This window comes from Rhodococcus sp. NPDC059969 (assembly GCF_042738325.1).
Lineage (GTDB): Bacteria > Actinomycetota > Actinomycetes > Mycobacteriales > Mycobacteriaceae > Rhodococcus_F.
Genome location: NZ_JBHWUF010000001.1, coordinates 22,221 through 40,401, shown reverse-complemented (window position 1 = coordinate 40,401; position 18,181 = coordinate 22,221). Strand labels below are relative to the sequence as shown.

Genomic DNA, 18,181 nt, shown 5'->3' with positions numbered 1-18,181 from the left:
TCATTCTTTCATCACAGACCCAGCTCGCTCAGGCCCGGATGATCGTGCGGGCGTGGTCCGGTCGAATCCCAGAAGAACTTTCGCTCCGACTCTTCGATGGGGACGTCGTTGATGCTGGCATGACGGTGGTGCATGAGGCCGTCGGCGTCGAATTCCCAGTTCTCGTTGCCGTAGGAGCGGAACCACTGCCCGTCGTGATCGTGCCACTCGTACGCGAATCGCACGGCGATGCGGTCGTCGCTGTGTGCCCACAACTCTTTGATCAACCGGTAGTCCAGCTCGCGGGTCCACTTCTCGGTCAGAAGTTCGACGATTTCGGATCGGCCGGTGACGAACGTCGACCGATTACGCCACCAACTGTCCGGCGTGTAAGCCAGCGATACCTTCTGTGGATCGCGCGAGTTCCATCCGTCCTCGGCAAGTCGAACCTTCTGGGTGGCGGTTTCGTGGGTGAAGGGCGGAATGGGTGCTCGGACGGTCATGGTGCGGCCTCTCCAATAGACGTGTACCTATCGGTACAGACTTTACCGATAGGTACAATAGGAGTCCAGGGAACGACTTCGGCCGCCCCCGCCGAAGTGGGAGCGGCCGAAAAAGTAGAACAGGAAGAACTAGCGTGCGCGACGGGCCAGACGCTCGGAATCCGAGATCAGAACGCTCTTGCCTTCGAGGCGAAGCCATCCGCGGTGTGCGAAATCGGCGAGTGCCTTGTTGACGGTCTCGCGGGAAGCGCCGACGAGCTGGGCGATCTCTTCCTGCGTGAGGTCGTGGGTGACGCGCAGGGCGCCACCTTCCTGAGTGCCGAAGCGCTGCGCGAGCTGCAGGAGCGCCTTGGCGACACGGCCGGGAACGTCCGTGAAGATCAGGTCGGCCAGGGTGTTGTTGGTACGACGCAGTCGGCGGGCGAGAACGCGCAGCAGTTGCTCGGCGATCTCGGGGCGCTGCTGGATCCATGCCTTGAGAGCGTCGCGGTCCATGCTCACGGCGCGAACCTCGGTGACGGTCGTAGCCGTCGAGGTGCGGGGGCCGGGGTCGAAGATGGACAGTTCGCCGAACATGTCGGACGGGCCCATGATCGTCAGCAGGTTCTCGCGACCGTCGGGTGAGCGTCGACCGATCTTCACCTTGCCGGACACGATGATGTACAGGCGGTCACCGGGCTCACCTTCGTTGAAGATGACATGTCCACGGGGGAAGTCGACGGGCTGCAGCTGCTTTGTCAGCGCCGCTACCGCTGAGGGCTCGACTCCTTGGAAGATGCCGGCTCTTGCCAGGACGTCGTCCACGTGCGCTCCTTGTTGGGATTTGTTCGTTTGTGGTGTCATTTTTGCGCTATCTATCTTTGTACCCGCGCCGCGCACAAACCGTCGTACACAGGCTCAGCCCTCATGAGTGAGACACTGTGTCCAATGCAATCTGTGTTCAATGCAACAGGTACGGCATCGAAGTCTACGTCCCGATAGCTCGCGACGAGTGATTGATGCCACGTAAGAGCCGAAAATTCTTCCGGAATCCGCCGTGATGACTACTTTGTATGGCCGTCAACTTGCCCGTTGTGTCCGGATTTCGCCCAGGCTGGCGCTTTCGGGAGCCTCCGACTGACGGCCCTTCCGCTTCCGGTGGAAGCGAGCGAAAGCATGGGGAAACCCATCGCTTGCCAGGCGGGCGACGTCGTCGTGACTTGCCTGATCGAGGAAGTCTTCTACTTCGTGCTCTTGAACCGAGAGCCGACGCAATCGCCCTTCGACTCGTTCCATCGCCAGGGCAAAGAGCATCAGCAGTAGCGGAAAGAGAATTACTGCGAGTCCTTGCATAGGGGGAAGTAAACACGTCGAAGGTCTCAGAATCGACACGACGGAGTCTCCACTCATGTCGTATCCGTACAGTTGTCTGAGTGCAGACCACCCCGACAGGCAGTTCAGAGCAGCGGAAGAAACCGCGTTCGGGGGGTGCGCGGAAAGAAGAATCACACCTCGGATTGGTGCGCCGGGCGCGTCGGATGAATCGTGAGCTCGCCGTGGCCTTTCCGCACGTGTATTGCGAACTCGACTTCACGACACCGTTGGAGTTGGCAGTAGCGACAATCCTGTCGGCGCAGTGCACCGACGTCCGCGTCAACATGGTCACGCCCGCACTGTTCGCGCGTTATCCCGACGCCAAGGCATACGCGGAAGCCGATCGGACCGAACTCGAGGAGTACATCCGCTCCACCGGCTTCTACCGGAACAAGACGACGTCGTTGATCGGACTAGGTCAGGCGCTACTCGAACGCCACGACGGTCAGGTCCCGAACAAGCTCGAAGATCTGGTGAAACTCCCCGGCATCGGACGCAAGACCGCGAACGTCGTGCTGGGCAATGCCTTCGACATTCCGGGAATCACCGTCGACACCCATTTCGGCCGGCTCGTGCGGCGGTGGAAATGGACCGAGGAAGAAGACGCCGTCAAAGTGGAACACGCCGTCGGGGCACTGATCGAACGTAAGGAATGGACGCTGCTTTCACATCGCGTGATCTTCCACGGTCGACGGGTCTGCCACGCGCGCAAGCCGGCGTGCGGAGTGTGCGTTCTGGCCAAGGACTGCCCGTCGTACGGTCTCGGCCCGACCGACAAAACCGAGGCCGCGGCCCTGGTGAAAGGCCCCGAGACCGACCACCTGCTCGCCCTGGCAGGGTTGTGATCGCCGATGACAAGTGCCGGAAGATGGTCTCTCGCTGCGCTCGTGGTCGTCGCCGCTCTCGTCGTGGCGATCTGGCCTCGCGGTGGGGACGACACGACGCCTACGTCGACGGGTCCGTCCTCGTCCGCGTATCAGCCGCCGACGTTCACGCCGTCGTCGGAATCGCTCGATCAACTCCGTAGCCAGGCGGCTCTGGCCCCCTGCCCGACTCCGACCGGCGAAGCGCCTGCCGGCTCGGCTCTCGCCGGAATCACCCTCGACTGCGTCTCCGACGGAGCGCCCGTCGACCTTGCCGCAGCGGTGGGCGGAAAGCCGACTCTGCTCAATCTGTGGGCGTACTGGTGTGCGCCGTGCGCCGAAGAGCTTCCGTACCTTCAGGAATTCGCGGAGCGTGCCGACGGCAGCATCAACGTTCTGACGGTGCATTCCGATCCGAATCAGGAGAACGCTTTGACGCGACTCATCGACTACTCCGTGCGTTTGCCCGGCGTCCAGGACGGTGACGGCAAGGTGCGGATCGCGGTGGGCGCACCGCCGGTGCTGCCGGTCTCGGTGCTCGTGCGCGCCGATGGAACAGTCGCCAAGGTCTTGCCCCAACCTTTCCGCAGTGCGGACGAAATCGCCGCCGCTGCGGCGCAATATCTGGGAGTCGTCGTATGAGTACACCGGTTCCCGAGTGGTTGCGTGCTGTCGCCGGCACACAGCCCACCGATCCCCACCGGATCAACCCCGTCCTCGAGCGTCGTGCCCCGCGCGGCACCGTGACGCGTCCGGCCGCGGTGCTGGTGCTCTTCGGCGGCCCGCGTGAGGCCGATCCTCTGGCCGTCGGCGGCTTGCCTGATGGCGCAGACGTCTTGCTGACCCAGCGGGCGTCGACGATGCGTCAGCACAGCGGACAGGTCGCATTCCCCGGCGGCGCAGCCGACCCGGGCGACGACGGTCCCATCGGCACCGCGCTGCGTGAAGCCCAGGAGGAGACCGGACTCGATCCGAGCGGTGTTCAGCCGCTCACCGTGCTGCCGGAGATCTTCATCCCGCCGTCAGGTTTCGACGTGACGCCGGTGCTCGGCTACTGGGAGCAGCCGACGACGGTGGGCATTCAGGACGAGGGCGAGGTCGGACGGGTGGCCAGGGTGCCGCTGCGCACGTTGCTCGACCCAGACAACCGGTTTCAGGTTCGACATCCCCTCGGATACCAGGGCCCGGCGTTCCGCGCCGACGGCATGCTGGTCTGGGGGTTCACAGCAGGAATCCTCGCGGCGCTGTTCACGGTGTCCGGCTGGGAGATTCCGTGGAACTACGAGGACGTGAGAGACCTGGACACAGCGCTGTCCGAGTTCGGTGAAGGTGTCGAGGATTCGGCGGTGCCGCGATGACAGGTTCTCGTTGGGTGGACATCGCCATCGTTCTGGTCGCTCTCATCGCGGCCACGTCCGGATGGCGTCAGGGTGCGGTGGCGTCGGCGCTGGCGTTTGTCGGAGTGATCCTCGGTGCCGTCGCCGGAATTCTGTTGGCGCCGCACCTGCTCGTGCACGTCACCGAAGGCAAACTGCGCATCCTCGCGGGCATCTCGCTGATCGTGGTGTTGGTCATCATCGGCGAGGTCGCCGGCATGGTGCTCGGACGCGCAGCGCGCAGCGGAATGCACAGTCCGACGGCGAGATCCGTCGACAGCGTCATCGGTGCGGGTCTACAGGCGGTGGCCGTCGTGGTCGCGGCATGGTTGCTTGCGATTCCGCTCACTTCTTCGTCGCAGCCGAATATTGCCGCCGCTGTTCGTGGTTCGGATGTACTCGCCAGTGTCGACGAAGTGGCGCCGCAGTGGCTGCGCCGCATCCCGACCGAGTTTTCGGCGTTGCTCGACACTTCCGGCCTGCCGGACGTCATCGGCCCGTTCGGGCGCACTCCCATCACCGAGGTCGAAGCACCCGACGCGAGCGTTCTGGCCAGTCCGTTGGCGGCGCAGTTGCGTCCGAGCGTCCTCCGCATCAACGGCGTCGCACCGAGTTGCCAGCGCGCGCTCGAGGGATCCGGATTCATCGTCGCTCCCGAACGCGTCATGACCAACGCACACGTGGTTGCCGGAACCGAGAGCATCACGGTGGACACCATGGAGGGCGCACTGCCCGCGCAGGTGGTTCTCTTCGACTCCGCCGTCGACATCGCGATTCTGGCGGTTCCCGGATTGGACGCGCCGGTGCTGCCGTTTGCTCCGGAGCAAGCTCGGACCGGTGACAACGCGTTGGTGCTCGGCTACCCCGGCGGTGGTCCGTACACGGCCAGCGCAGCCCGCGTTCGTGAGGTTCTGAACCTGAACGGGCCGGACATCTACAAGGCCGGAACCACCCAGCGCGAGGTCTACACCGTTCGCGGATCCATCAGGCAGGGCAACTCGGGTGGACCGATGGTCGACGATCAGGGACGGGTCCTCGGCGTCGTGTTCGGCGCTGCCGTCGACGACAGCGACACCGGATTCGTCCTCACCGCGCAGGAAGTCTCGCGTCAGTTGAACGCGGCCGCGTCGGCCTCGACGCCCGTGCCGACCGGCGCCTGCATTCTGTAGCGGTCAGGAAGGCTCGTCGGTCAGGAAGTGCAGGAGCGTGCTGTTGACGCGCTCCGGGGCTTCCTGATGTGCGTAATGGCCGACGCCTGCGATGGTGTGGAGTTTCTCGGTAGGTGCCCAGTGCCTGTCGCGGCGCACGGTGCGCGTCAGGACGTACGGGTCCAGTTCGCCGTGGATCTGGAGGATCGGGATGCGAAGCACCTGATCCATCAACTTCATGAAGCGACGCCCTTCGGGGCGGAGCTGGCTGCGGAAGGCCCAGCGCTGGTACTCCAACGTGGAATGCGCGACGCCCGGGATCCGGATCGCGGATCGCATCTTGCTCATGACGTCCGCGAACTCGGGTTGCTGCGGCCAGGTGGGGCCGGACCGCGAACGAACGAGGCGCTCCACCTCGGAGCCCTTGTCGGCCGTCAGCCGTCGCTCCGGGCGCAGCGGTACCTGGTAGGCCAGGAACGAGGGCAACAGTGCCCGGCGCTGATAGGGGTCGCGGACGACGGCTTGCTTGAGCGCCATCGGGTGTGGTGACGAGACAAGCGCGATGGACCGCACCAGGCGTGGATGCAGGAGGGCGGTCGCCCAGCACACCAGACCTCCGTCGGCATGACCGATCAGCGTGGCCTTGCCGTAACCCATCGCACGAATGAGGCCGGCTACGTCACCGGCGAGCGTCCAACCGTCGTAGCCGCGAGGGGGCTTGTCGGAATCGCCGTACCCACGAAGATCCATCGCGACGACGCGGAAGCCCTGCTCGGACAGCGCCGTCAGCTGATGGCGCCAGGACCACCAGAAATCGGCGAATCCGTGCAACAGGACCACCAACGGAGCATCCGGCTCCGCGTCGCCAACCTCGACGACGTGAAACCGGATGCCGTTGGCGTGAATGTCCCGGTGAATCCAGGGGCCGTCGAACCTGACGGTGGATGGATCTGGGGCTGCCACTTTCGATCAGACTCGCTAACGGCGCGCGTTGAAATCGACGGACGGCTTTGCGTCGTCATGGCTGCCGGGGATGACGTTCCTGGCCTGCTTGAGCGATTCGATCGTCTTCTCCGGAGCCCTCAGCTTGCGCACGCGTAGATAGCCGAGCAGCGCCAGAATCGCGGTGGTCACCACCATGATCAGGAAGACGATGAGGAACGCCAGCCAGCGCGGCACCCAGGTGTCGAGCATCTCGGCCAGGAAGAAAAAGAAGAAGAACGAGCTGAACAGCAGAACTGTGAAGGCCAGGATGAAGAAGACACTGCCCTGCAGGCCCTTCTTGACCTCGCCCGTGACCTCGGCCTTGGCGAGTTCAACCTCGGCGCGCACGAGGGTGGAGACCTGTGCGGTCGCATCCTTGACGAGGGCCCCGATGGTGGCCTCGCCCGGCGTGCGGGCGTCCACATCGGTGAGAGGGATGGAAGAGACCGTGTTCGGTACTCCATCTCCGGTGAAGCGCTGGCTCTCTCCGTTGGTCAAGCTCACTTGTCGACCTCTCCAGGTAGTTCTCTCGCGTCCGTGGCAATGGCGGTGGAAGCGTCGTCTCGAGCCGCATGAACCCGTCCACGTCGCCACAGCAGCGCTGATCCGATCAGCGATGCCACCAACGATGTCACGAGAACTGCGGCCTTCGCTATCTCGGCCTCGCTGCCATCGCCGACCCCGTCCAATGCGAGGTCTGCTACAAGCAGGCTAACGGTGAACCCGATGCCACCGAGAACTGAGAGGGCAAACATGTCTCTCAATTCCAGTGTCTTGGGTTTGGTTGCGATCCCCAATTTGATCGCGAGCAGGGAAATCCCGAAGATTCCGACGGTTTTGCCGACCAGCAGACCGACGACAACCGATTGCCCGACTGGGTCGGTGAAAATGTCGCCGAGTACCGCGGCGTTGATCGGAACACCGGAGGCGAACAGTGCGAAGACGGGAACGCAGAAGCCTGCGGAGTACGGCTGAATGCGGTGCTCGAGACGGCTGCCCGGCGCGTACTCCTCGTCCGGATCACGCCTGACCCGGGTGAGTAGGCCGAGCGCGACGCCGGCGAGTGTGGCGTGGATCCCCGCTTCGTGCATCGCGTACCAGGTCAGTAGTGCCAGCGGGACGTAGAGGAACGGCGTCGTGATGCGTTTGTGTTGGGCGTAGGCGTAGGCAGCCAGGGCGGCGGCCGCGGTCAGCAGCCACAGCATCGCGAGGGAACCGGTGAACAGCACGGCGATGAGGATGATGGCGAGCAGATCGTCGACGACGGCCAGGCTGAGCAGGAAAACTCGGGCGCTCGCCGGGATCTTCGAGCCGGTGAGCGCGAGCACGCCGAGGGCAAAAGCGATGTCCGTCGCGACGGGAATGGCCCAGCCCTTGTCCATGCCGGGTGTGCCGAAGCCGATGGACGCCGCGATGATCGCGGGGACCAGGACGCCGCCGCACGCCGCGATGATCGGCAGCATCGCGGCTTTACGGTCCGCGAGTTCGCCGACCACCAGTTCGCGTTTGAGCTCGAGGCCGGCGACGAAGAAGAAGACGGCGAGCAGTCCGTCTTGCGCCCACGTGCCCAGGCTGAGGTCGAGATGGAGTGCGGACGGGCCGATCTGGAAGTCGCGTAGTGCGATGTAGCTCTCACCGAAAGGCGAGTTCACCCAGATCAGAGCGACGGCAGCGGCGATCAGGAGTATCGATCCGCCCACCGTTTCGGTGCGGAGATAGCGGGACAGTTCGGAACGCAGAGTGGAGATCACGCGTGGGGACGACCTTTGTTCGTGCAACCGAATTCGGTTGCAACAGACATGAACGTGCTCGACGTTGTGACGCATCGAATGCACGTGCCGACCAGACTTCCCGGCTCACCTTTACGGAATTTTATCGCGGATTGCCCGCTGAGCCGAATTCGCGGAGTCGGATTTGCGCAGGAAAACCCCGCGGGTGTTCAATTCCTACTGATTGGGACAGCATCCCACCAATTGGACATCTTCCGAAAATCGGCGCAGGAGCATGCTTTGAGCACGTCAGTCAGTGAGAACCCACCCAAGCCCGAGGACGGTGGAGTAGATACCGTCGCCGGAGTGCCACGCAGCCGAATCGTGGTTGCCAGCATGGTGGGTACGTCCATCGAGTTCTACGACTTCTACATCTATGCAACCGCGGCAGTATCGGTGTTCCCGCACCTGTTCTTCCCGAAGGGCAACGACACCACCGCGCTTCTCGCGTCGTTGGCGACGTTCGGACTCGCGTTTGTCGCCCGTCCCCTCGGTTCGATTCTCTTCGGGCACTTCGGTGACCGCGTCGGACGCAAGGCAACTCTGGTCGGCTCGCTGCTGACGATGGGCATCGCGACCTTCCTCATCGGTCTGCTGCCCACCTATCACCAGATTGGTCTGCTGGCCCCGGCGTTGTTGGCGCTCATGCGTTTCTGCCAGGGTCTCGGACTCGGCGGTGAATGGTCGGGTGCTGCCCTACTCGCTACCGAGACAGCCAAGGAAGGCAAGCGGGCCCGGGCGGCGATGTGGCCACAACTCGGTGCCCCTATCGGCTTCTTCATGGCCAACGGCCTGTTCCTGATCATCACGCTGTTCATGAACCACGACAATTCCAGCCCGGACCTCGAGGGTGCGTTCCTGAGCTGGGGTTGGCGAATTCCGTTCCTGCTCAGCGCAATCATGGTGATGATCGGCCTGTACGTGCGGCTCAAGCTCGAAGAAACCCCGGTGTTCGCGCGTGCGGTCGAGCGCGGCGAGAAGGTCAAGACCCCGGTTGCCGAGGTGTTCAAGACCAGCTGGCGCCAGCTGATCATCGGTACGTTCGTGATGCTCGCGACGTACACGCTCTTCTACATCATGACCACCTGGGTGCTCAGTCACGGAACCGGCAAGACGGCGGCCGACGGCGGAACCGGTGCGGGCTTCAAATACACCGATTTCCTTGTCCTGCAGCTGATCGCAGTCGTTTTCTTCGCCGCCGCCGTGCCGGTCTCGGGTTGGCTCGCCGACCGTTACGGGCGCCGGATCACGTTGCTGATCATCACCGGCCTGATCATGGTGTTCGGCTTGACCTTCGGAGTCTTCCTCGAACCGGACGGAATGAACGACGGACGCATGTTGGCGTTCCTCATCGTGGGCATGCTGCTCATGGGCCTGACCTTCGGTCCGATGAGTGCCGTTCTCCCGGAACTCTTCCCGACCAACGTCCGCTACACGGGCTCGGGAATCGCGTACAACACGGCCAGCATCCTGGGCGCTGCGGTGGCGCCGTTCATCGCCGTCTACCTCGCGAAGAACTACGGCGTCGGCTGGGTCGGCATCTACCTTCTCGTAGCGGCGACACTGACTTTTGTTGCGCTGCTGGTCATGCGTGAGACGAAGGGTGAGTCGCTGGATGATGTAGGGGCGTAGCCCCCTGCTGTGCGCCTTTATTAACCCCCGGCGGTTAATAAAGGCGCACAGCAGTTGTCAGGGCTGAGCCGGCAGGACGTGCTCACCGGTCTTGTCGGTGCTCAATGCCAAGGAGCTGATGTACTGCTTCTCGCCGTTCGGGCCGGGAATGTTCGACGCGAGCATGTCGGGACGCTCGAACTCGATTCCGCTGACGCAGCACAGAAGCGTTTCGCCGGAGGGGTTTCCGTACTCGTCGAACATCGGTAGATCGATGCCGTCGTCAGTGCGTCGTAGGTAGTACTTGCCCTTGGTGGCGACGGCCAGGACCGGCGGCATCACCAGTGCGATGACGATGGCGACGATCGGGGAGAACGGCTTGATCGCCGAACCGAAAGCGCCGAAGAACACCAGGATCGACACTCCCGCAGCGAGCAGCATCGACACGAAGCCGACGGGATTGACGTCGTAGAGCATCCCGCGTCGGAACTCGGGGACCTTCGGGGAGAGCTTCAACCAGTACTTGTTGATCGCGATGTCCGAGGCGACGACCACGACCCAGGCGATACCGCAGTTGGCGTAGAACCCGAGGATCGTGTTGAGGAAGTCGAACATGTTGGCTTCCATCAAGATCAGTGCGATCGCCAGGTTGACCAGAACGAAGACCATGCGCCCCGGGTAGGTCTTGGTGACGCGGGTGAACGAGTTGGTCCAGGCCAGTGAGCCGGAGTACGCGTTGGTGACGTTGATCTTGATCTGGCTGATGACCACGAGGATCACGGCCAGCGTCATGGCGAGCCAGTGCGGCATCATGTCCTGGTAGATCTCGAGGAACTGGTGCACGGGCTGGTTGGCGATCGAGGATCCGTCGACGACGTTCGCGATGATGTACACGGCGAGGAACAGTCCGACGATCTGCTTGAACGCACCGAAGATGACCCAGCCGGGGCCGGCGAGAATAACTGCAGCCCACCAACGACGGGTGTTCTCCGGCGTCTTGGGCGGCATGAAGCGCAAGTAGTCGATCTGCTCGGCGATCTGCGCGATCAGCGACAGGCAGACACCCGCGGCCAACATCACCGAACCGAAGTTGACGCCCTTGCCGTTTGCGCCGTCCTCGCCGCCGAAGGCGAAGAATGCGCTCACTGAATCAGGGTGCTTGAACAGCAGATACAGAAACGGCAGAACCATCATGACGAGCCACAAGGGCGTCGTCCATACCTGGAGCTTCGCCAGAGCCTTCATTCCGTAGATGACCAGTGGGATGACCATCAGCGTCGAGACCGCGTACCCGATCGAGAGTGGGATTCCGAGCCCCAGTTTCAAACCCTGGGCCATGATGGAACCCTCGAGGGCGAAGAAGATGAACGTGAACGTCGCGAAGATGACGTTGGTGACAACCGAACCGTAGTATCCGAAACCGCTTCCGCGGGTGATCAAATCGAGGTCGATATTGTATCGCGCAGCGTAGTAGGCGAGTGGGAAGCCCGTGGCCATGATGACGACGGCAAACACTGCGATGCCCAGAAGCGCGTTACCGGTGCCGTAAGAGATGCCGATGTTGGCGCCGATCGAGAAGTCTGCGAGATATGCGATTCCGCCGAGTGCGGACGTCGCGACGACCCCGGTTCCCCATTTGCGGTAGCTGCGCGGCGCAAAACGGAGGGTGTAGTCCTCCAGCGTCTCCTTCAGTGCGGTGTTCTGGCCGGGATTCGCGCTGCCCGGCGCGACTGCGGACACCTGCTCGTTTACTGCTGTCATGACGTCACTTCCCCTGGGTGCCTGTGCATGTGCACTTTGTGGTGCAGGCACCAAACCTAGGGAGGTGGCGTTACGCGGACATGTTTGAAATGTGTCGCCCACGTTGCGGATTCGATCCGCAACGTGAGCGAGCACTCATGGGGCTTTCTTTACCTGTATCTGATCACCAACTGCCCGGGCCTGCAAGACGAGTGGCTGCGTCCCGACCGGTCGCAGGTCGAGAACGGCGCCGGCCACCGGGTCAGCCAGGACGTTCCGGATGGTCCGGCGCAGCCCGCGCGCTCCGTACACCGGATCGAATCCGCGTCGTTGCAGTAGAGCGACGGCGCTGTCGTCCACCTCCACGTCGACGCCTCTCCTGGCCAGCCGAGCTGTGATCAGTCCGATTTCGAGCCGAGTGACCTGCTCCGCCGTCCGTTCGTCGAACTCGTCGAGGATCACGGTTTCGTCGATGCGGTTGAAGAACTCGGGGTCGAAGAACTTCTCCAACGCGCGCTGCACCAGGTGGTGACCGTGGCGTGGTCTATCGATCCGGACGCGATCGGCGATCTGGCGTAGCCGGGACCGTCGATGTTCGGCCACCGCAGCCGAACCGAGATTCGACGTCAGGAACACGTAGCTGTTGCGGAACGAGATCTTCTGCTGACCGTTCGCCAACCGGAGCTCACCGTTGTCGAGGACCTGCAGGAGCGCACGCAGCACGGTGGGGTCGGCCTTCTCCACCTCGTCGAACAGAACGATTCCGGGGGTGTACGGATCGCCCTCGACGGTGTTCTTGTCGAACAGTGTGAAGGACTCCTTGCTTCCGGCATATCCAGGCGGAGCGCCGGAGAACGATGCCGCGTAGTGCTCTTGTGCTAGAGCATTCATGTCTATGCGGCACAGATCGTCGGGTCCTGAACGTAGTTCCGCGGCCACCCGCCGCACCAACTCCGTCTTGCCGACGCCGGTGGGGCCGACCAGAAGGATGTTGGCGAGCGGACGCGTCGGATCCGTGGCACCGACATGCGCGATCGAAATTGCGCGAACCACAGCGTCGACGGCGGCCTGTTGTCCGACGATCTTGGAACCGAGGGTCTTCGAGAGCTTCTGTGCGTCGAAGGCTCCTACCGGTGCGGGTTCGGTTCGTTCCTCGGCCGGTGGTGGTGCTGCACGGTTTCGGTCATGGAGCATGTCGGTGATGTACGGCACGGCGAGATCCTTACGCTTCGATTGTCTTCTCGACCGGCAGGTTTCCGACGCGGCAATCCGCTACACCCACTGTGTCTCGGGTGATGGCCTCGACGCGTTCCTGAGCCTTCTGGGCGTCGGTGACCCACAGCTTGTAGAACTCGAACGGGCAGTCCGCGACGCCCTTGTCGCCGTCACCGGCTGCATGGACGCCGGAGTAGCCGCGGTGGAGGAGCTTGAAGATGTGGTTCTGGGACTGATCGTTCTCGCGCGCATCGCGAATTGCCGAGACGGACAGCTGCGCGTACTGGATTCCGTATTCTTCCTCACCGGTTTCGCCCAACGTTCGACCGTCGAATCCGATGATCGCCGAGTGCCCGAAGTAGGAGTAGACGCCGTCGAATCCGGCCGCATTGGCAACTGCCACATAACAATTGTTGGCCCAGGCCATCGCCTTCGACATCATCACCTGCTGGTCCTTGGCGGGGTACATGTATCCCTGGCAGCGGACGATCAGTTCGGCGCCCTTCATCGCGCAGTCGCGCCAGATCTCCGGGTAGTTACCGTCGTCGCAGATGATCAGCGAAATCTTCAGCCCCTTGGGTCCCTCGGAAACGTAGGTGGTGTCACCGGGGTACCACCCTTCGATGGGGCACCAGGGCAAGATCTTTCGGTACTTCTGAACGATCTCGCCCTTGTTGTCGATGAGGATCAACGTGTTGTACGGCGGCTTGTTCGGGTGATCTTCGTGCTGTTCGCCGGTGATGGAGAAGATTCCCCACGTGTCGGCTTCGCGGCATGCAGCGGAGAAGATCGCGGTCTCGTCACCGGGAATGGTGGCCGCTGTCGCGTACATCTCCTCTTCGTCGTACATGATTCCCTGCGTGGAGTATTCGGGGAAGACCACGAGATCCATTCCAGGGAGACCGGTCTTCATGCCGATCATCATGTCGGCGATCTTGCGCGCGTTCTCGAGGACGCCCGCGCGATCGTGCAGGCGGGGCATCTTGTAATTGACCACTGCTACGCCGACTGTGTCGTTGCTCGAGGAGATGTCACCGTGTCGCATTGTCTTTCACTCCTTGGTTGTGTGGATCAGTTGAAGACTGGACGGGATTGGGGTACTGCGGCTTTGGGGGCGGCGAGGATCTTGGCCAGACCCAGGAGAACCAGAAGTGCTCCGGCCCAGCCGGCCGCGACGGCAGGCGTGGTGTGGAAGTTGTCGGTCAGGATCAGGAAGGCGGGAACCGTGCAGGTGGGCTGGCTCAGAAGGACTGCTGCCCAACCGGTGAAGCGGCCGAGATTTTCCCGGCCCAAGCCGAGCACCAGGAAGAACAGTGTCCAGAGTGCTGCCCACGCGAGCCAGATGACGCCGAATACCGGGTCGTTGCTCACCGTGAACGAGAGGAAGGAATACACCAGTGCGGCGCACGCGACGAACAGCGAGAACCATCCGATTCCTTCCGGTTCGAAGCCGGCGAGATTGCTGATGCCCACGTAGAGGTAGGTGAATCCGAACAGGTAGAGCCCCGAGGCTGCCAGGACGGCACTCGAATCTCCCTGTGCCTGAATCAACATGACGGTGGGGACGACGCACTGAAGAGCGCCGACGAAGAGGTTGAGGACCGAGGCGGATCGAACGGGAACTGTGCCGAGCAGCATCAGTCCGTTGACGAAGAGGACGGCTCCCACGTAAAGCAAACCAACACTGCCCATCGGGCACCTCCGGTTACTTTCGGGACGGGTTACTTTCAAATGAAATGATTCCAAATGAAACTAAGTGATGCGCGCCACAGAAGTCAAGAGGTGAATCTCAGGGAAAGATTTCAGAGGGTGGCGATGATCGAGAAGTCGAGTCCGTCGGCGACGGCAAGCTGAATCTTCTGCCGTGCAACACGATCACGAAACTCGACGGTTCCGCGAGGTCCGTCGTACGCGGCGCCTTCGACGACGGCGTCCAGGTCGCGCGGATGTGTGCTGTCGGCGCGTCGAACCAGGGCCGAAAGGGTATGTATCCCTTCGTAACACGACTCGGCGGCATTGTTCAGCGCTGGGGCGTGCGCGCCGTGCAGTGCGACGTAGCGTCCGAGCAGGTCCATGGAGTTGCCGTCGACCATCGAACGGAAGTATGCGGCGGAGGCAAACAGGTTTCGGGTTGCCCTCGGTCCGCTTGCGAGCAGCATGTTCTCTTCCATCAACGGGCTGAATCGGATCATCGATTCGTCGAGGCCGCGGCGGGCGAAGGCGCGGTTGAAGTCGACGGCGTCCTGGCCGACGAGGAGCATGATCACGCCGTCGCACCCGGAGTTCGAGACGGTCTCGACCAGCTGTTTCATGTTGCCGCGACCCAGGTCGACAAACGAACCACCGACCAGGGTGAGGTCGAGTTCGGTCGCGAACTGTCGGACGGCCCCCAGTGAGCTGTGCGGCCAGATGTAGTCGTCGCCCACGACAAACCACTTACGCGCTCCGACGTTGTCGCGCAGCCACTTCAGTGCCGGCGCGATCTGCTGCCGTGGTGTCTCACCCGAGCAGTAGATGCCGGACCTGACCTCGCCGCCCTCGTAGAGCGAGGTGTACGAGTACGGGATGCGGTCGGCGACCACGGGCGCAAGCGCGTGGCGCACCGAGGAGATGTGCCAGCCGCTGACGGCGTCGATGTCGCCGGCGTCGAGTAGCTGTTGCACGCGGGCGGCGACGGCGCTCGGCGAAGCGCCGCCGTCGATCACTTCGATCTGGACTTCGCGTCCCAGTACGCCACCGGAGTTGTTGAGGTCGCGGGCGGCCAATTCGCTGATTGCTTCGCAGGAGGGGCCGAACAGTCCGGCCGGTCCCTGGAGGGGAACCACCATGCCCAGGCGCCATACCGCGCTGCGCGCGCGTTCGAGCGCGCCGGTAGCGCTCATGCGTCGCCGCCGGAATCGGGAGTCAGCGGCCTGGCCTGGGTTACTATCATTTCATTTGAAAGTATTGCCCGAGAAGTGTGAACTACGCAACAGCGGGGGAGCGATCAGTGGGAAAAAGTGACTCCGGAATTCTTGATGCGTCGCTGACGACCGCGCTGGTCCGAGCAGCTCGAATGGCCGCGGCAGCGGCGGAGAAGGCGTTGGCGGCAGAGAATCTCACTCTCGATCACTGGATGACGCTCGAAGCCTTGGCGTCGACCGAGGGGCTGACGATGGCTGAGCTGCGCGATCGAACGGGAACGCCGGCTCCGACGCTGACGCGAGTCGCGGACAAGTTGGTCTCGCTGGCGCTCATCTATCGCGAGGTCGGTGAGGACGACCGCCGGAAGGTGCGCGTGTTTCTCTCCGCGCGCGGAAAGTCCTTGCACAAGCGGGTTGCTGCAGATATTCGCGTGGCCGAGGAGTCCTGGCTGACGTCGAAAGAGGAAGTGAAGTTGCGGGAGGGGCTCCGCCCCTGTGCGCCTTCTTGGTAGTTCCCACTACCAAAAAGGCGCACAGGGGGCCGAAGGCCCTACTTGCCGCGTATTGCGTCGAATACCTTGGGATCGACCAGGGTTGAGGTGTCTCCGAGGTCTCGACCTTCGGCGACGTCACGCAGGAGACGGCGCATGATCTTGCCGGATCGAGTTTTGGGCAGTTCCGGCACGATCGTGATCTGACGGGGCTTGGCGATGGGGCTGATGTCGGTGGAGACCTGAGCCTTGAGCTCGGCGATCAGGACGTCGCCGGTGTTCTCGACGCCTTCGCGCAGGATGACGAAGGCGACGATGCCCTGTCCGGTGGTCTCGTCTGCGGCGCCGACCACGGCGGCTTCTGCGACGCCGTGGTGGTTGACCAGTGCCGATTCCACTTCGGAGGTGGAGATGCGGTGCCCGGAGACATTCATGACGTCGTCGACGCGGCCGAGGACCCAGAGTGCGCCGTCGTCGTCGTACTTGGCGCCGTCACCGGCGAAGTACCAGCCTTCTTCGGCATAGCGGGACCAGTAGGTGTCGCGGTAACGGTCCATGTCGCCCCAGATGCCGCGGAGCATCGCCGGCCACGGCTCGTCGAGGACGAGGTAGCCGTTGCCGCCGGGGCCGAGGGGCTTGGCGTCGTCGTCGACGATCTTGGCTGAGATGCCGGGGAGCGGCGCCATGGCGGATCCGGGCTTGGTGGCGGTGATACCGGGCAGCGGGGAGATCATGATCGCGCCGGTCTCGGTCTGCCACCAGGTGTCGACGATGGGTGCCTTGTTGCCGCCGATGACGTCGCGGAACCAGCGCCACGCTTCGGGGTTGATGGGCTCGCCGACGGAGCCGAGGAGGCGGATGGAAGACAGGTCGTGGGCGTCGGGGATCTCGCGGCCCCACTTCATGAAGGTGCGCACGAGGGTGGGTGCGGTGTAGTAGATGGAGACGCCGTACTTCTCGATGATGTTGAAGTGGCGGTGCTCGTCGGGGGAGTTGGGGGTGCCTTCGTAGACGACCTGGGTGACGCCGTTGGAGAGGGGGCCGTAGACGATGTAGGAGTGTCCGGTGACCCAGCCGATGTCTGCGGTGCACCAGTAAACGTCTTGTCCGGCTTTGTGATCGAAGACGTTGTGGTGTGTGTAGGAGGCTTGGGTGAGGTAGCCGCCGGAGGTGTGGATGATGCCCTTGGGCTTACCGGTGGTGCCGGAGGTGTAGAGGATGAACAGGGGATGTTCGGCGTCGAAAGCCTGCGCCTGATGTTCGGGTGAGGCCTGTGCGACGGTCTCGTGCCACCACAGGTCGCGGCCGTCGGTCCAGTCGACGTCGATGCCGGTTCGGTTGACCACCAACACGTTCTGCACGGATTCGGCGCCGGCGACGGATTCGTCGACCGCGGTCTTGATGGGTGCTGCTGCGCCGCGTCGCCACTGACCGTCGACGGTGACGACGAGCTTGGCCTGGGCGTCGTCGATGCGTGAGCGCAGGGCGGTGGCGGAGAATCCGGCGAAGACGACGGAGTGGGTCAGGCCGAGGCGGGCGCAGGCGAGCATGGTGACGATCGCTTCGGGGATCATCGGCATGTAGATCGCGACGCGGTCACCGGCGACGAGGCCGAGGTCGGTGAAAGTGTTTGCAGCACGGCTGACTTCGGCGAGGAGGTCGTTGTAGGTCAGATCGCGGGAATCGCCCGGTTCGCCTTCGAAGTGGATGGCGACGCGGTCGCCGTTGCCGGCGAGGACGTGGCGGTCGACGCAGTTGTAGGCGACGTTGAGTTTTCCGCCGACGAACCACTTGGCGACGGGGGCGTCGGTCCAGTCGAGGACGTCGGTCCATTTCTCGTGCCAGTGAAGGCGCTCAGCCTGATTCGCCCAGAAAGCGAGGCGGTCGGTATCTGCGGCAGCCTGCAACTCCGGTCCCGCGTTGGCGGCCGCAGCGAACTCTGCGCTCGGCGGATATGCCTGGGGGACGTCTGTTTCGGCTGCGCTTGTCATGGCTGACGGCCTTCTTTCCACTTTGATCGACACTTTTCTGACTCCGTGTGAGGGTAGTCACAAGCTCGCGCAAACGCACCGTTGCATCACGTTGCAACCCGTTGTCCTGCGACGATCGGTCGAAACGATGCGACGGGTGGTCGCATCTGCCGACGAATGAATGTGTCCGAATTCAATTACCCCCAATTTTCCAACAATGGGTGCGGTGCGCGCTTCGGGTTCGATGTGTCTATTGTCAAACCATTATTCGACCGC

Annotated in this window: 18 protein-coding genes; 6 read left to right on the top strand and 12 right to left on the bottom strand. The window is 63.1% G+C overall.

The features are described from left to right. Positions 1-11: 11 nt before the first annotated feature. The 3 genes from ACFWAD_RS00200 to ACFWAD_RS00190 all read right to left on the bottom strand — a co-directional run bounded on the left by ACFWAD_RS00200 (position 12) and on the right by ACFWAD_RS00190 (position 1,814). Positions 12-482 (bottom strand): DUF1348 family protein, encoded by a 471-nt coding sequence (locus tag ACFWAD_RS00200; RefSeq protein WP_378540452.1) that lies wholly within the window; start codon positions 480-482, stop codon positions 12-14. 129 nt (positions 483-611) lie between these two features. Then, positions 612-1,286 (bottom strand): Crp/Fnr family transcriptional regulator, encoded by a 675-nt coding sequence (locus ACFWAD_RS00195; protein WP_003943506.1) that lies wholly within the window; start codon positions 1,284-1,286, stop codon positions 612-614. 255 nt (positions 1,287-1,541) lie between these two features. Further along, a complete protein-coding gene (locus ACFWAD_RS00190) occupies positions 1,542-1,814 on the bottom strand; it encodes a hypothetical protein (RefSeq protein ID WP_019746620.1) in 273 nt (90 codons plus the stop codon). A gap of 80 nt (positions 1,815-1,894) precedes the next feature. On the opposite strand from ACFWAD_RS00190, the gene nth reads away from it, so the two are divergent. Genes nth through ACFWAD_RS00170 form a run of 4 tightly spaced genes read left to right on the top strand, consistent with a single transcriptional unit; the run spans position 1,895 to position 5,243 of the window. Further along, on the top strand, positions 1,895-2,680 hold the full coding sequence (nth, locus tag ACFWAD_RS00185) for an endonuclease III (RefSeq protein ID WP_003943471.1): 786 nt from the start codon (positions 1,895-1,897) through the stop codon (positions 2,678-2,680). A gap of 6 nt (positions 2,681-2,686) precedes the next feature. Then, positions 2,687-3,340, top strand: a complete 654-nt coding sequence (locus tag ACFWAD_RS00180; RefSeq protein WP_095973494.1) for a TlpA disulfide reductase family protein — start codon at positions 2,687-2,689, stop codon at positions 3,338-3,340. Then, on the top strand, positions 3,337-4,056 hold the full coding sequence (locus ACFWAD_RS00175; protein WP_378445739.1) for an NUDIX hydrolase: 720 nt from the start codon (positions 3,337-3,339) through the stop codon (positions 4,054-4,056). The genes ACFWAD_RS00180 and ACFWAD_RS00175 overlap by 4 nt, the downstream gene beginning before the upstream one ends. Next, positions 4,053-5,243, top strand: a complete 1,191-nt coding sequence (locus ACFWAD_RS00170) for a MarP family serine protease (RefSeq protein WP_003946095.1) — start codon at positions 4,053-4,055, stop codon at positions 5,241-5,243. Before ACFWAD_RS00175 ends, ACFWAD_RS00170 begins: the two co-directional genes overlap by 4 nt. Before the next feature lie 3 nt (positions 5,244-5,246). Here the strand turns inward: ACFWAD_RS00170 and ACFWAD_RS00165 are convergent, their stop codons facing one another. The 3 genes from ACFWAD_RS00165 to nhaA are packed head-to-tail and all read right to left on the bottom strand — an operon-like array spanning position 5,247 to position 8,041. Next, entirely contained in the window at positions 5,247-6,185 is a 939-nt protein-coding gene (locus tag ACFWAD_RS00165; protein ID WP_378540449.1) for an alpha/beta fold hydrolase, read from the bottom strand. A gap of 15 nt (positions 6,186-6,200) precedes the next feature. Continuing rightward, on the bottom strand, positions 6,201-6,710 hold the full coding sequence (locus tag ACFWAD_RS00160) for a phage holin family protein (RefSeq protein WP_230816512.1): 510 nt from the start codon (positions 6,708-6,710) through the stop codon (positions 6,201-6,203). After that, positions 6,707-8,041 (bottom strand): Na+/H+ antiporter NhaA, encoded by a 1,335-nt coding sequence (gene nhaA, locus ACFWAD_RS00155; protein ID WP_378540447.1) that lies wholly within the window; start codon positions 8,039-8,041, stop codon positions 6,707-6,709. The genes ACFWAD_RS00160 and nhaA overlap by 4 nt, the downstream gene beginning before the upstream one ends. A 174-nt stretch (positions 8,042-8,215) precedes the next feature. On the opposite strand from nhaA, the gene ACFWAD_RS00150 reads away from it, so the two are divergent. Beyond that, a complete protein-coding gene (locus ACFWAD_RS00150) occupies positions 8,216-9,607 on the top strand; it encodes an MFS transporter (RefSeq protein ID WP_378540445.1) in 1,392 nt (463 codons plus the stop codon). A gap of 57 nt (positions 9,608-9,664) precedes the next feature. Here the strand turns inward: ACFWAD_RS00150 and ACFWAD_RS00145 are convergent, their stop codons facing one another. From ACFWAD_RS00145 to ACFWAD_RS00125, 5 genes are all read right to left on the bottom strand, one after another. Then, a complete protein-coding gene (locus tag ACFWAD_RS00145) occupies positions 9,665-11,347 on the bottom strand; it encodes a purine-cytosine permease family protein (protein WP_378540443.1) in 1,683 nt (560 codons plus the stop codon). 135 nt (positions 11,348-11,482) lie between these two features. After that, positions 11,483-12,538, bottom strand: a complete 1,056-nt coding sequence (locus ACFWAD_RS00140; RefSeq protein ID WP_378540441.1) for an AAA family ATPase — start codon at positions 12,536-12,538, stop codon at positions 11,483-11,485. Between the two features lie 10 nt (positions 12,539-12,548). Beyond that, entirely contained in the window at positions 12,549-13,586 is a 1,038-nt protein-coding gene (locus tag ACFWAD_RS00135) for an aliphatic amidase (protein WP_230816507.1), read from the bottom strand. Between the two features lie 26 nt (positions 13,587-13,612). Beyond that, the gene (locus tag ACFWAD_RS00130; protein WP_378445745.1) at positions 13,613-14,233 is read right to left on the bottom strand and encodes an AmiS/UreI family transporter; all 621 of its coding nucleotides are present in this window, start codon (positions 14,231-14,233) and stop codon (positions 13,613-13,615) included. A 110-nt stretch (positions 14,234-14,343) separates the two neighbouring features. Next, positions 14,344-15,423 (bottom strand): substrate-binding domain-containing protein, encoded by a 1,080-nt coding sequence (locus tag ACFWAD_RS00125; RefSeq protein ID WP_378445746.1) that lies wholly within the window; start codon positions 15,421-15,423, stop codon positions 14,344-14,346. Between the two features lie 107 nt (positions 15,424-15,530). On the opposite strand from ACFWAD_RS00125, the gene ACFWAD_RS00120 reads away from it, so the two are divergent. Next, the gene (locus ACFWAD_RS00120) at positions 15,531-15,956 is read left to right on the top strand and encodes a MarR family winged helix-turn-helix transcriptional regulator (protein WP_378540439.1); all 426 of its coding nucleotides are present in this window, start codon (positions 15,531-15,533) and stop codon (positions 15,954-15,956) included. Between the two features lie 38 nt (positions 15,957-15,994). Here the strand turns inward: ACFWAD_RS00120 and acs are convergent, their stop codons facing one another. Continuing rightward, the gene (gene acs, locus ACFWAD_RS00115) at positions 15,995-17,926 is read right to left on the bottom strand and encodes an acetate--CoA ligase (RefSeq protein ID WP_378445748.1); all 1,932 of its coding nucleotides are present in this window, start codon (positions 17,924-17,926) and stop codon (positions 15,995-15,997) included. Positions 17,927-18,181 lie beyond the last annotated feature (255 nt).

Coding starts and splice junctions, on each gene's coding strand:
- ACFWAD_RS00200 (WP_378540452.1), bottom strand. CDS start 482: ATGACCGTCCGAGCACCCATTCCGCCCTTCACCCACGAAACCGCCACC.
- ACFWAD_RS00190 (WP_019746620.1), bottom strand. CDS start 1,814: ATGCAAGGACTCGCAGTAATTCTCTTTCCGCTACTGCTGATGCTCTTT.
- ACFWAD_RS00180 (WP_095973494.1), top strand. CDS start 2,687: ATGACAAGTGCCGGAAGATGGTCTCTCGCTGCGCTCGTGGTCGTCGCC.
- ACFWAD_RS00175 (WP_378445739.1), top strand. CDS start 3,337: ATGAGTACACCGGTTCCCGAGTGGTTGCGTGCTGTCGCCGGCACACAG.
- ACFWAD_RS00170 (WP_003946095.1), top strand. CDS start 4,053: ATGACAGGTTCTCGTTGGGTGGACATCGCCATCGTTCTGGTCGCTCTC.
- ACFWAD_RS00145 (WP_378540443.1), bottom strand. CDS start 11,347: ATGACAGCAGTAAACGAGCAGGTGTCCGCAGTCGCGCCGGGCAGCGCG.
- ACFWAD_RS00135 (WP_230816507.1), bottom strand. CDS start 13,586: ATGCGACACGGTGACATCTCCTCGAGCAACGACACAGTCGGCGTAGCA.
- ACFWAD_RS00130 (WP_378445745.1), bottom strand. CDS start 14,233: ATGGGCAGTGTTGGTTTGCTTTACGTGGGAGCCGTCCTCTTCGTCAAC.
- ACFWAD_RS00125 (WP_378445746.1), bottom strand. CDS start 15,423: ATGAGCGCTACCGGCGCGCTCGAACGCGCGCGCAGCGCGGTATGGCGC.
- acs (WP_378445748.1), bottom strand. CDS start 17,926: ATGACAAGCGCAGCCGAAACAGACGTCCCCCAGGCATATCCGCCGAGC.